The organism is Pedobacter sp. WC2501, assembly GCF_052682415.1.
The window spans coordinates 2,064,756-2,078,023 of the sequence record NZ_JBQZFI010000001.1; the positions used below are offsets into that span (position 1 = coordinate 2,064,756).

Genomic DNA, 13,268 nt, shown 5'->3' on the forward strand with positions numbered 1-13,268 from the left:
AACTTATCTATTTTTTTTCAACCGTATCAGCCTCTGGAGGAATTTTAAAATTGGTTTAACTATTGCATAAATTTTTTATAGCCAATTAATCGGGGATTAATATTAAGCAGGTGTAACTTACCTGTTTAATATGCGTCCTTATTACAAGCTTCCAATATTTATATCATTTTTATGAAAAATATATTTTTTGTTTTTACGCTTTTGACCTCTACCCGTGGTGCCTCGGTTCAATATAATCAATATCCAATGATAAATAGAATCACAAGGATGATAACACTATTCATTTTTGTTCTTGTAACTAATGCTTCGGCTCAATCTTCTTCCATCAAAGAACTGGTAGAAAGTTATGCGAATCAACACCAATTTAATGGAACAGTCTTAATTCAAAAAGACTCAAAGGTGATTTACCACAAAAGCTTTGGTGTGGCAGAACGTGCTTTCAATTCGCCCATTACCAACGATACCAAATACCAGGTTTGCTCTTTTACTAAAACCTTTACAGCAGTTTTAATACTCCAGCTTGTCGAACAAGGAAAAATTGATTTGCAGAAGAAGATAATCGATTATTTGCCGGACTATAAAGGGGAGGGAGGACCGAAAGTTTCCATTCATCAACTGCTAAATCATACATCGGGTATGAAAAACACGGATACCGCAAAAGATGAAAATTTTCTAAAATATGGGATCGGGTTTTACCATAAACCATATCAGCTAAAGGAAATTGTGGCTAATTTCTGTTCAAACCCAATTATTAATGAGCCGGGAACAAAATTTGACTATAACAATGGGGAATATATGATCCTGGGACGAATATTAGAAGTAATATATAAAATGAACTATGAAGCAATATTGGACAGGCAAATTCTAGGCCCGTTGGGAATGCGTAATTCCGGGCTGATATCGCATTACAAATTAATCGCCGGTCTTGCTACTCCATATTATAAAGACAAAAGCTTAGACCATTTAATTCCCAATATTCCCTTATATGTAGAAGATTTTTCAGCTGCCGGCGCAATGTATTCCTGTACAAAAGATATGATGCAATTTAATAATGCATTGTTCACCTTTAAGCTAATTAAAAAAGAAACGTTACAACAACTGTTAACCCCGGGATTGGATGATTATGGATATAGCGTTTGGATCCGTGGCAATCAGGAATTTAGACGAATGGAACGATACGGAAGGATAGCAGGTGCCAATGGGGTATGGTTTCATTATTTAAATGATGGATTGAGTATAATCATCTTATCAAATACAAATTTAACTGATCTTGGAGACTATGCCAACAAGATCGGGAACAGCATTTTGTCCAAAAAGCCATAGATAATAATTTTAGGGCATTATAGAGATAGAGAAAGAAGGTTGTATTGCATTTTCGACAATAGTCCTTGCGAAAAATTACTGCTTGATAAGATTCAAATCTTCCCAGTCACAGAGTGAACTACTTTGAATTACTATATTGCACCATGAATTTTAACCTTTACCGGAGCTGCAATGGTCGTTTTTAATTTTTATACCCTCCTGACCGGTATTGCTGGCGTAAACCTGATTTTTATTTCTTTTTATTGCCAGTTAAACAAAGTGCGAAGAAAAAGCCTTACTGCAATTTTTCTTTCTTTATTCTGCCTGTTTATTACACTAAATCTTTTGTATGATATCTTAATGCTTAACCAGGTATTTGGGTTTTATCTTAAATTTTTAGACGAATTTTCTCTTTTGCTGGCTTTTCCCTGCCTGTATTTTTATGTACTGTCGCTTACAAATAACAACTTAAATTTTAAAAAGAAATATTTGCTCCATTGGGTTCCTGCCCTGATCTTTTTAGTTGTTTGGGTATTTCCACCTGAAAGTTTTTCATCCTGGAACCGAAACGCTCCAATGAGCTGGCTTTATTTACATTTGAATCATATACAGTTTCTGCTCTACATCATACTGATCTTTAGAATCCTGAAGAAAAACGATGAAATTTCCAGGGAACTAATTTCCTCCGTAGAAAATAGCGGGTTGAAGTGGATCAAAGAATTGCTGGTATTTATGTCCATCATATTAGTAAGCTGGATTCTGGACAATGCAGGATTGATTAATGGGAATCTGATGTCTGTACCACTTCTTCTCTTTAGTTATTGGCTGGGCTATCAAACAATTAACCAGAAAGACATTTATTATAATGTTTCTGCGGATTTTAAAATGGAAACTGTCATTCCCGAACAAAGCCGTTATAGAAATTCGAAGCTTACAGAGGCTAACAAGAAGGCTTATGCAGCAAAAATTGAGGAATTTATGTCCAGGGAAAAGCCTTACTTAAATAATGAACTAACCTTAACTTCACTGGCGGATAAACTGGATCTTAAACCGATTCATCTTTCCCAGGTTTTAAATGAAGAGTTCAAAGAAAATTTTTATGCCTTTATAAACCGATATCGCATTGTTGAAAGCCAAAGGTTATTAAAAGATCTACGATATCATAACTATAGTATACAAGCGATAGCTTTTGAAGCCGGTTTCAATTCAATGTCGACATTTAATAAAGCTTTTAAAGAAATTGTGGGGAAGTCTCCGTCTATATACCAAAAAGAGTCTTAATCTCTTCCTAAAGCCTATGCGGTTATCCGCTTAAGCTTAGTCGGAAGACTTTTCTTACAATTACAACGAGTTTTGGATTATGATTTTAAATCCATTGCTCATGAAAATTTCTATGTTCTTTACGCTAATACTGATTAGCAGCCTGGCTTTTGCGCAGTCCAACCTGAGCCTGTCAGGCCTATTAAAATATAAAGATGGTTTTATTGCAAATGACATTACTGTTTCACTTATAAGATTCACTGATTCCGTTATCGTACAACGACAAAGTGCTTTAAAAGATGGCGAATTTTTGTTTCAAGACGTAAAGCCTGATACATACATCATTATATTTACGTCATTAGGCACCCAAAAAGCAAGGTTAGGACCGGTAACTTTAAATAAGGAAAGCCTTGTTCTGGACACCGTATTTCTAGATCGAAATGTAGAACAATTAAAGGAAGTCAGCATAAAGGGAGCCCGGCAATTAATCCAAAAATCAATTGATAAAACCACCATTAATGTTGAGAATACGAGTCTGGCAGTTGGCAATACCGCGTTGGATTTATTAAATAGGGCTCCGGGATTAACCGTTCTGAATGATGGCACTATTCAATTAAACGGTAAGGCAGGCGTAACGGTGATGTTAGACGGCAGACTTACTTATTTGTCATCTTCACAACTTGCCACTTTATTGCGCAACACAAATTCAGGTCAGATTAAATCAATAGAAATTATGACCCATCCACCGGTAAAGTTTGACGCATCCGGAGGTGCCGGTTTAATTAACATCATTTTAAAAAAGAATAAAGATTTGGGGAGCAATGGAACGATTACAGCAGATGCTACCCTTGGGAAATTCATAAAGGCTAATACAGGGATTTCAATCAATCACAGGAGTAAACAGATAAATGTATTTGGAAACTATAACTTTGCTGATAATAAAAGATACGGGATCCTGAATTTAGATCGCTCTGTAAATATGCCAGAGGATTTAAGTAACATAAGCCAGCAGAGCAACTCAACAACAAAGAATTATAATCATACCTATAAAGCTGGCCTCGACTACGATTTTAATAAAAATAACACGCTCGGTTTAGTGGTGGCTGGGTATAAAAATGACCAAACCGAGATCATACACAGCAAATCGGCCATCAGCAATAGCAGTTCAGATCTATCCGGCATTTCAGCCCTTAATACCGGGAAGAACCGGTATTCAAATACATCCTATAATTTAAACTATAAATCTGTTTTAGATACACTTGGTCAACAACTGGATATCGACCTTGCACTTTTAAATTATAAAAATGCAGAGAAGATTCTTTATGAGAACAACTTCTTCGACGACTATGGTAATCCTGTTAAGATGACCAAAATATTTAGAAATATATCTCCAACCGATTTAAAGATAAAAGCGATCACAATTAATTACACGCTTCCGCTTTCAAAAACATCAACGGTAGAGGTTGGTATTAAATCAAGTCTGGTCAAGACCGACAATGATTTTTTAGTTGAAAACCAATTGGGAAATGAATGGTTAAAAGACTTGGCTCAGAGTAATAGATTCCTGTACCAGGAACGGATTAATGCTGCCTATTTAAACTTTAAAAAAGAATTTTCCGGATTCGATATGCAACTAGGAGTTCGTGCAGAGCATACTTCAACTAATGGGAATTCAATCACGATGTCTGAAACCTTCGAACGAAAATATCTGGATTTGTTTCCCGTAGTCTCTTTTAGCAAAAAAATTGATAAGAATCATACAGTCAGCTTAACCGCTAACAGGCGGATTGATCGCCCCAGTTATGGTTCATTAAATCCATTTATATACTATTTAGATTTATATACATATAAGCGTGGAAATCCGGATCTAAAACCGCAATACACCAACAGCCTGGCTTTCGATTATCTTTTGCACCAGAAATATGGCATCGAAATCGTTTATAGCAACACGAAAGATGTTATCTCAGACATCATAAAGCCAGATGCCACTCGCGGAGCGCTATTTACGATACCTGATAATCTAGCTAAACAGAATTCAATTAGTTTGAGTTTAAGTGTTCCGATAAGTGTAGGGAAGTTTTGGAATATGTATAACAATCTTAGTGCTTACCATGTTAGTTTTTATTCAAATGATATTTTAGGAACCATCTATAGAAGCGATCAAAATGCAATGAATTTCAAGTCGTATTCTACCTTCACAATAAGTGAAGGGTTTAATTTTGATGTGTCTTTTTTCTATCAATCCAGACAACTATATGGCACCTCTTACTTAAGGTCGTTTTCATTTGTGGATGTGGGCACCTCCTATAAATTTTTCAACAGTCGTTTAAATTTGAAAGTTTCCGTGAAAGATATCTTCAATCAAAAAACACAAATTATGTATAGTAATCTGCCAAACGTTTATTACACAATCTATGATAAACCAGAGACCAGGCTATTTTCTTTTGGCTTGAGCTATTCTTTTGGTGGCAAAGATGTAAAACAATCCAGAAAAAGACCTACGGGAATAGAGGAAGAAAAAGGAAGAATTGGTGGCATTCGTTGAAATGACTGATTATCAAAAAAACATGGAATCATTCACTTTTATTTGGATTAATGATATTTTGATACATTTAATAAAAAGATGTTTTTTTTATTGTAATATTGAAATAAAGGAAAGCAGCAGCGCGCAAATTGCTCTTTTTTGAATCTAAGCTTTTGATCCCCATAACCCCCATGTGTGTACATGCTAGTATATGTCTTGAGTTATCTAATGTTCAGGCTCGAGAAAAAACAGGATAGCCGAAAACTGAATAGAGTAGGTAATTAATTATTTAAAGCATTAAGACATGAACGGGATTAAATTAAATTTCATTAACAGATCAAATGACACTAATAACAGCACTGTCGTAATTTTTCAACAAAATGTCGCAGAAGATTTTGGCGAGACCGCGATAGCATGGCAGGTAATTAAAAACTGCAGAAGATTAGACAATCACCCATTTGTATACCCATTTAACTTCCAGGTGTCAGCAAGCGACTCTTATGGGAACTATACCCCACAATTGCGAGCTTTTGACGGCGTGGCTTTTGACATGTTAACAAGCACTTCTGGAGATGTTCTTCAACTCTCTTCAATTCCTGCAACAAGCGCTACAGAGGTTGAAGTTAGAAACCAACTAATGCAAGGCGCCATCAACGCCAATTGCTACAGAGATGGTAAACTTCTTGCTGCAAAAACAGGTTTGGCTCCAGGAAAAAAGGCTGTTTTTGAATTCCAACCAAAAATCTATATAGGCGTGGTTTCGCAGATAGAAGAAGGTGATGTAATGAATTCTGCCATTATTTCTCAAGTTAATACTGAAATTAATTTGTTTGGCATTTCAAGCGCTGATATTGTTATGACTGGTGGTGCTCATGGAAAATCGTCTGTACCGTTCAATTTCTCTTTAGAAAACATAAACAATTAACTGACCCAACTCATTTAAAGAGACACAATGACTATCCTTCTAGCTTGTGTGTCTTTAATGCCAGGTTTAAATTTTCCTGGCAAAGATGGATCATAATGCATCGTTAAAACGAGCATTTTGTGGTCAGTAATTGCATTTTGAAACTGCTTTTACTTTAAGGCCTCATCAACTAACTTCTTCAACTCACCATAGTATTCGTGTCTTCCTTTGTTATTAAGGTAAAAGGCCATTAAAAAACCAGCGGTTTTCTTTTGGTTATCAACCCATGGAAAACTACCGAATAACCCCGGACTGGTAACAGAATTACCCGGTTTGTTTGTCGTACTATTTTCTATTATCCATTCCCCGTAGCCATAACCAAAATCACCTGCCTCATTGGGTGCGTACACTTTGTTGACCTCAACGGTTATACGGTTAATTTGCATTTGGTTTACGCTATTTTCTGATAGGATGCGCCTGCCATTGAACATGCCCTTATTTACAATCATATTAAGAAAATTCATGTAATCGTTTGGTGTACTGCTCGCCCCACCTGCAGGCAATGCAACTTTGCTTTTTCCGAAATCGGTATTTTTCATTTCTAAAGGCCTGGCAATTCTTTCGGCAAACAAGGTTTCGAAGCTCTTGCCACTGATTTTTTCAATCACCGCTCCGGCGATTTGTAATCCTGTATTGCTGTATCGGAAAACCTTTCCGGGCTCGCCCTCCATTGGCAAGGCAGCAATCATTTGGATGGCCTCATCCATACTATTGATTTGTCGCATCTCGCTTAAACTCTCTTTTAAATCAGGTGATTTTATCGCTGTCATGTGCGATAAGCAATCGCTAATGGTAATATTGCCTTTGCCCGATTTAGATAAAACCGGAAGATATTTGCCAACCGTATCGCTAAGTTTCAGCTTGCCCTCATCAACAAAAGTCATAACCAGGGCAGCGCTAAGCCATTTACTACAACTGGCAATCTGCTGCCTGGTTGTGGCTGTATAATCACTGAAGTCGGTGGTTTTGCCTTGTCTTTTGGCTAAAATTTTTTCCACCATTTTCTGTTTTGAAGAAAGCTCACTTACTCCTTTGCTATACACAATTTTTCCATCTTTATAGAGCAGGAGGTAGACTCTTCCGCCCATAACATCGGCATGGTCCTGTAGCCAGGTATCGATTTTATAAAAATTTTGTGCGTTTAGATTTCCGCAATACAATAAAATTGAAACCATAAAAAATAACTTCTTCATATTTTAATTACAATTTCCAATCCTCGGGTTAACTGTACTACCGCATTGAAATTCATATCGGCTTTGTGCATATTTATGCACCGGATCATCGCTTACTTCTAAACGTGGCAAAACTTCATTTTTATAACCGGGCATGGTTATTTGTTCTGTTGAACCGTTTCCTAAAGCGACATTTTTTGCAGCCTGGTTACCATTAAAGCTATAATCCATCATGGCATCGAGCAGGCGGTAAATGCCATAATAATCATAAGCATCGAACGCTGTTCTTGTATTTGGCATGGTGTGTTCTGTGTGGTAAGTATATCCGGCAATTGTGGCTGATTTGATGTAGATGAAATCTTTTTCAGCAGCAGAAATGCTGATGTTTTTAAAGATATCTATCGCCAAACGATGGTCGTTAATGGTATCTTCATCATAAACCTGGGCAATCATTTTTGTATTGGCAGGGAAATTCTGAAGTTGTGTATTGGAAATCTGATAGCTGTACCAAGGCGCCATGGTGAAAAGAAAACGGGCATTTTGTCCCCAGCCAAAATCGGTGAAAGCTTTATAGGCAAGGGCAATTGATGCACCTCCACCAAAAGAATGCCCCATAAAGCCAATGCGGGTTTTGTCGATAATATTGGGATAATCCGTTGCTGCTTTTAAAAATCCCGCCCAAAGTGTGTTATAGCTATCGTCTATACTTACTCCCGTTGTTGGATAGGGAACAAAAACCACCACAAAACCTTTTTTTGCAATGAACTCGAAAAGGCCTTTCGCGTAATTTTTGTCTTCGCCGCCATAAGGGTGTGAATAGAAAATAGTTCCTTTAGGTGAGGTAATTCCGGCAGGATAGAAAATGGTTACATTGGTTCCTGGATAGGTTGGGTTTGCAAAATTAATCTCTGCAACCTTGTAACTGCCATCAGCTCCATATCCGGATGCAGGCCGGGAAATTGGCCCATCTAAATCATCATCTACAGGTTCGGTTGACGGCGAATCGCCTCCTTTAGCGCAACCTGATAAAACCAATAGTAAAAAGCAAAGTCTGAGTAAATTTTTCATATTACATTTTGTTTTTTAGTGTGCTTTTTAACGCCTTTTGAAACTTTTCGTATTGCTGATACTGGACGGCAGTGAACACCTTTTTCAGTTCCTCATCCTTCGCCTTCTGTAAAGACATTGCTTTTTTAAAACGTGTGATTTTACGATCGCTACTTTTTATAATGGGCTCGAGCTTTTTAGCATAGTTTAAGTTTATTACTTCAATTTTACTTTGCTGTTCGGCATTTAGGTTGAGCTTAGTCCTCATTATTTCCGTTTGAAATTTAGCCCGCTCTTCGGGCGTTTTATGCTTTAAATCATTTGCTTTATTTTGAGCAAATGCCGAGGTTAAACCGGAAACTGATAAGATCAGTAAAGCAATATAGAAATTTGTGATTTTAGGGGTTCTCATGATTTGATTTCTACTGATTTAAAATAAAAATTGCTTATGATTAGTGATGAACTACAATTGCTCGCCTCCTTAAAGCAGGTTTTACCACTATAATTGGTGCGGGTTTTACTACAACAACGCTTGCTAAAGGCTTAGTATTCACCCGGCGGGTATGTACTATGATTCTTTTGGCAGGAGTTCTTACCACTATTCTGCTTTGAGCGTTCGTAAGTAAGACACTTGAAAATGCAATGCTGATCATTAAAATGAACTTTTTCATCATGTGTTTTTTATTAAACAGACAGATTAATTTAATGCGTGTTTCTGCTTTTCGGCGAAACAGAAAGATGCGGGGTTGAAGTGTGATTACCTTGGGTTGAACTTTCTGGCTTAAACCAGTTGATAAAGCCCTGAGCCACCAGGCGGAATGGATTATAACTTAAAAAACCGGTAGTCAGACCATACCGTACTTTCTCTGTTTCCGGTTGATAAGTGCCAAATAGTTTATCCCAGATAATCAAAACACCACCAAAGTTTTTATCGATGTAAATGGGATTACTTCCATGGTGAACCCGGTGCGATGATGGTGTATCCATTACATGCTCAATCAGGCCCAATTTTCCAACGGCTTCAGTGTGTAGAAAAAATTGGTAGATAAGGTTAAGCACATAAGAAATCACAATAAAATCTGTAGGCAAACCAAATAATGCAGCCGGTATAAAAAACAATGGACTCACAATTGCTGAAAACCAGTTAAGGCGGTAGGCTGCCGTTAAATTCATGTGCATGGCCGAATGATGGACCAAATGAAATGCCCAAAGCGGTTTCCAGAGGTGTGAAAGGCGATGGAACCAGTAATAAATAAAATCTGCGGCGATAAATGTTAAACCGAAAACCCAGGCATTATGCGGCAGTTTAATTGGTGTCAGGTTTGCAAAGAAACCCAGAATGGTTAATTGATACCCAGCAAATATGAATTTTGAAAACTGAAAGCCTGCAAAAATAGCGAGGTTGGAAAAAGTTTCCTTAACGTCATAAGTGCCTTTTTCTTTCTTCCAGCTCCAGATAATTTCGGCAAGAATGAACATAAAAAGGAATAACAAGATGTAAATGCGATATGGACCGAGGTGATTTTTCATTTTTATCTAGGTTAAATGCTGCCTTGTTAAGACAGTTAAAGTTGACTAAAAAAGAATTATGATGTAGCCAAAAAACAGGCGAAGCTGAAAAAGAAAGGGGTGAAACGATTTAAGTGTTCATCCATTTTTTAAACTCGGGCACACGGGCTTTGCTGATCAGGATTTGCGTTTCTGCTATTGGTTTTACTTTAACCAACAATCTTCCATTGAAATAAAATTCAACTTCGGTTATGGCCTGGCGGTTAATCAGAAACTGGCGGTTTGCCCGGAAAAAAGTATCCGGGTTAAGCTGCTGCTCCAGCTGTTCCATGGTGAAATCCATCACAAATTGCCTGTCGTCGTTTATTCTGGCATAAACGATTTCATTAGCCGTATAAAACCACGAAATTTTAGCCGTTTCTACCGGTATCAGTTTATCGCGGTAATGAATAAGGAAAGACTTTTTGTAAGATTTTGAAAGGTTGCCAATTTGTGCGGCTAAATCTGTAAATACAGGCAAAACCTGTGGTGTAGTACTGCCAATCCATCTTTTGTATTTGTTAACAGCACTCGAAATTTCTTCCTCGTCAAAAGGTTTTAGGATGTAATCGATACCATTGTTTTTGAAAGCTGTGATGGCGTAATCGTTATATGCAGTTACAAAAATTACAGGTTTATCGATGTTGATCCGTTTGAAAATATCAAAAGATAATCCATCGGCAAGCCTGATATCCATAAAAATTAAGTCGTACATGTTTTCACTGCCAGCAAGCCAGGTGGTTGCTTCTTCAACGGTGCTTAATGTTGAAACAATATCAATATCATGCGCTATTTCTCCCAGTAAATGGATTAAGTTCCTGGCGGTAACGGCCTCGTCTTCTACAATAACAGTACGAATGGTTCTCATGGTTCTAATGGGATTTTTACCAGAAACTCGTTTCCGCTTTTACTTATTTCGATTTCCTTTTTCACCATAATCTTAAAACGTTCATTCAGGTTTGCAAGTCCTATACCGTTGCTGCTTTCGGGCGTTGGAATTTCATTGAGGTTATTGCCCAGCACCAGCAAGTCATTATCCATATACAGCTTTACATTTAACGGCTTTGTTAAGGTTGCCGCATTGTGTTTCACGGCATTTTCTAATAAAGGCTGTAAAGTTAAATGCGGTAATTTATAATTCAACACTTCAGCGGGAATATTAATTTCCATTTTAAATGCATTTTCCAGGCGCATGGTTATGAGCCGGGCGAATGCCTTTAGCATTGTTAATTCATCGCTAAGTGTTACAAAATTATTTTTGGAACGGTTTAAAGCATAGCGAAAAACGGTAGACAAATCTCGGACATATTTTTGTGCCAGGGCCGGGTTTTCCCTGATGACACCTGAGAGGCTGCTTAATGAATTGAATAAAAAATGTGGGTTCATTTGCTCTTTCAAAAGCTCCAGTTCTGTTTGCATGTAGGCCATTTTGAGCTGCTCATTTTCTACTTCTTTATTTTTAGAGGAACGGACAAGCAAGACAATTTTAATAAGAATGGCCATTAAGATACTACTCAAGAATAACCGTACGAAGTTGCCGACTATATAAGCCTTAGGCCATTGCGGCGTAAGGAATAATTTGTTTTGGAGTACACCTCCCAAAAAAACAGCTAAAATGAATATTGATACATTTGAAATAACGTACAGACTAATTTTATTTTTTTCACGGTAAACGCTCAACTTTGAAAAGGGATTCAGGTTTAAATGGAATATCAATCCACAAAATACCAGATTGAATAAAAACTGATAGAGTAGTTCCAAAGGATTAAAATGCCAGTATTGCGCTACAATTCCCTTTTCGCGTAAAGCCAGCAGCTTCGGTGTATTTACTAATAAAGCAATTAACAGCGAACTATACCAGGAAATTCGTCGCTCATTTTTATCCATCGTTTAAACTTATGAAAAAAATATATAAAACAGTTTTCAATTATGGTGAAGCTGACAGATTTGGCGGTCAGTTGACTAAAGTATGCTTTGTCCTTATTTTCTATGCCCGGTGGAAGTTTATGTTACCATCCATTTCGAATGTTTAATTAAAGAAATAGCTTGTCCCAATTTATATTTCTAATCAGGGCTTTCGGATCTTAGATTATCTACAATTTCTTTATCAACAGGTCATTCATAAGATGAAGTAAAGATGGCCGGTTAATCGCCATGTCTCCTGTCCTGTACATCTGTCAATTTTTTCCTTAATTTAAAGATATGATTCGTATTAAACAGATTTTCTCATTCTGGTGGTAGCGCTCGCTAAGGCCCTGGTAAAATCAATTTATAACAAAAAAAGCCATCTTTCGATGGGCTTTTAATCAATAGAGTCAAGCTTCGAATATATCTAACTTTCATGAGCATTGTGAGGCGCGTTAATTAGGGAACTGTATTGTTAATATTTAATGTGGTATTGAGTAGCTTATTTGCAAGAACAATGACTGAAGCTTAAGCATTTTTTTATTTTGCTGCTTTAGGGAAATTTAGAAGTAACCAGGGAAACGTATGCTCACATACAATTATAAAAAATGTTAATAATTTAATATTCTTTATAAAAAAAAAGTTCTACACTTACATTACAATAAACTAACACTCAAAATGGGATTACTACAAATTAGATATCAGCCTAACAGGTTCAATTTTGATATTCCAATACTTTTTCGGTCATTTATCTTAAATAGACTTCTTAAAACAAATAATTTTTTATGATAAAGAAGCTGAAATGTGCAATTATTGATGATGAGGCTTTCGCAATAAAATTACTCGAAGAACAGTTAGCGCTTATTCCCAACCTATCAATTCATAAAATATTTACTAATCCTATAAAAGCACTTGTTGAGATTAGTCAGGAAGACGAAATTGATATTCTTTTTCTTGATATAGATATGCCTGAATTATCCGGTATTGATTTGGCGGCAAAATTAGTCGGGAAAGTCAGGTTTATTATATTTACTACTGCATATTCACAATATGCCCTCGAAGCTTTTGGTGTTTATGCTTTCGATTATCTCCTGAAGCCTATTGAGCCTATTAAATTAATTGATAGTGTTAACCGGGTTCTTCAAAATTACCGGCAGCCTCAGCAGTATTCATTAAGTAAAAATATTTTCTTTATTAAAGGTGAATTCAAAGGGAAATATATAGGCATTAAATCGGATGATATCATTCTCTTTTACACCAAAGAGCACTATATAATGATTGAAACAACAACAGGACAGTATCGAACCAATGAATCCCTTCGACACATTGAAGAAAAGCTTGTAAACGATGAACGTTTCATACGTGTTCACCAATCAAATATTATTAATATGGAAAAGATTCAACATGTTGATGGCAATACAATTTATTTATCTAATAAGTGGAAAGTACCAGTCAGTGATTTTTACAAGAAAAAATTTATGGAGTTATTGTCAAAAAACCTACTAAACCCAAGATAAATCTAAGGTTTAGTAAATGCTTAATAAAT

Annotated in this window: 11 protein-coding genes; 5 read left to right on the forward strand and 6 right to left on the reverse strand. The window is 36.5% G+C overall.

Annotation, left to right across the window (positions count from 1 at the left end; translation table 11 throughout):
* Positions 1-171: 171 nt before the first annotated feature.
* From ACUN24_RS09010 to ACUN24_RS09025, 4 genes are all read left to right on the forward strand, one after another.
* Complete coding sequence (locus ACUN24_RS09010) at positions 172-1,323, forward strand: serine hydrolase domain-containing protein (protein ID WP_445562186.1); 1,152 nt, start codon at positions 172-174, stop codon at positions 1,321-1,323.
* Between the two features lie 681 nt (positions 1,324-2,004).
* Entirely contained in the window at positions 2,005-2,583 is a 579-nt protein-coding gene (locus ACUN24_RS09015; protein ID WP_445562187.1) for a helix-turn-helix domain-containing protein, read from the forward strand.
* A 100-nt stretch (positions 2,584-2,683) separates the two neighbouring features.
* Positions 2,684-5,107, forward strand: a complete 2,424-nt coding sequence (locus ACUN24_RS09020; protein ID WP_445562188.1) for an outer membrane beta-barrel protein — start codon at positions 2,684-2,686, stop codon at positions 5,105-5,107.
* Between the two features lie 283 nt (positions 5,108-5,390).
* Positions 5,391-6,011, forward strand: coding sequence for a hypothetical protein (locus ACUN24_RS09025; protein ID WP_445562189.1), 621 nt, complete (start codon positions 5,391-5,393; stop codon positions 6,009-6,011).
* A 149-nt stretch (positions 6,012-6,160) separates the two neighbouring features.
* Here the strand turns inward: ACUN24_RS09025 and ACUN24_RS09030 are convergent, their stop codons facing one another.
* The 6 genes from ACUN24_RS09030 to ACUN24_RS09055 form a co-directional block, all read right to left on the reverse strand.
* A complete protein-coding gene (locus ACUN24_RS09030) occupies positions 6,161-7,243 on the reverse strand; it encodes a serine hydrolase domain-containing protein (protein ID WP_445562190.1) in 1,083 nt (360 codons plus the stop codon).
* A gap of 3 nt (positions 7,244-7,246) precedes the next feature.
* Positions 7,247-8,290, reverse strand: a complete 1,044-nt coding sequence (locus tag ACUN24_RS09035) for a poly(ethylene terephthalate) hydrolase family protein (RefSeq protein ID WP_445562191.1) — start codon at positions 8,288-8,290, stop codon at positions 7,247-7,249.
* 1 nt (position 8,291) lies between these two features.
* Positions 8,292-8,681 (reverse strand): hypothetical protein, encoded by a 390-nt coding sequence (locus ACUN24_RS09040; protein WP_445562192.1) that lies wholly within the window; start codon positions 8,679-8,681, stop codon positions 8,292-8,294.
* Between the two features lie 290 nt (positions 8,682-8,971).
* Positions 8,972-9,799, reverse strand: coding sequence for a sterol desaturase family protein (locus ACUN24_RS09045; protein ID WP_445562193.1), 828 nt, complete (start codon positions 9,797-9,799; stop codon positions 8,972-8,974).
* A gap of 109 nt (positions 9,800-9,908) precedes the next feature.
* On the reverse strand, positions 9,909-10,685 hold the full coding sequence (locus tag ACUN24_RS09050) for a LytR/AlgR family response regulator transcription factor (RefSeq protein WP_445562194.1): 777 nt from the start codon (positions 10,683-10,685) through the stop codon (positions 9,909-9,911).
* Positions 10,682-11,704, reverse strand: coding sequence for a sensor histidine kinase (locus ACUN24_RS09055; protein ID WP_445562195.1), 1,023 nt, complete (start codon positions 11,702-11,704; stop codon positions 10,682-10,684). Before ACUN24_RS09055 ends, ACUN24_RS09050 begins: the two co-directional genes overlap by 4 nt.
* An 803-nt stretch (positions 11,705-12,507) precedes the next feature.
* Here ACUN24_RS09055 and ACUN24_RS09060 point away from each other — a divergent pair.
* The gene (locus ACUN24_RS09060; protein WP_445562196.1) at positions 12,508-13,239 is read left to right on the forward strand and encodes a LytR/AlgR family response regulator transcription factor; all 732 of its coding nucleotides are present in this window, start codon (positions 12,508-12,510) and stop codon (positions 13,237-13,239) included.
* Positions 13,240-13,268: the final 29 nt, after the last annotated feature.

Excerpts from the sequence above, each read along its gene's own strand:
- ACUN24_RS09035 (WP_445562191.1), bottom strand. The coding sequence starts at position 8,290 with ATGAAAAATTTACTCAGACTTTGCTTTTTACTATTGGTTTTATCAGGT.
- ACUN24_RS09030 (WP_445562190.1), bottom strand. The coding sequence starts at position 7,243 with ATGAAGAAGTTATTTTTTATGGTTTCAATTTTATTGTATTGCGGAAAT.
- ACUN24_RS09045 (WP_445562193.1), bottom strand. The coding sequence starts at position 9,799 with ATGAAAAATCACCTCGGTCCATATCGCATTTACATCTTGTTATTCCTT.
- ACUN24_RS09055 (WP_445562195.1), bottom strand. The coding sequence starts at position 11,704 with ATGGATAAAAATGAGCGACGAATTTCCTGGTATAGTTCGCTGTTAATT.
- ACUN24_RS09050 (WP_445562194.1), bottom strand. The coding sequence starts at position 10,685 with ATGAGAACCATTCGTACTGTTATTGTAGAAGACGAGGCCGTTACCGCC.
- ACUN24_RS09025 (WP_445562189.1), top strand. The coding sequence starts at position 5,391 with ATGAACGGGATTAAATTAAATTTCATTAACAGATCAAATGACACTAAT.
- ACUN24_RS09060 (WP_445562196.1), top strand. The coding sequence starts at position 12,508 with ATGATAAAGAAGCTGAAATGTGCAATTATTGATGATGAGGCTTTCGCA.
- ACUN24_RS09010 (WP_445562186.1), top strand. The coding sequence starts at position 172 with ATGAAAAATATATTTTTTGTTTTTACGCTTTTGACCTCTACCCGTGGT.
- ACUN24_RS09040 (WP_445562192.1), bottom strand. The coding sequence starts at position 8,681 with ATGAGAACCCCTAAAATCACAAATTTCTATATTGCTTTACTGATCTTA.
- ACUN24_RS09020 (WP_445562188.1), top strand. The coding sequence starts at position 2,684 with ATGAAAATTTCTATGTTCTTTACGCTAATACTGATTAGCAGCCTGGCT.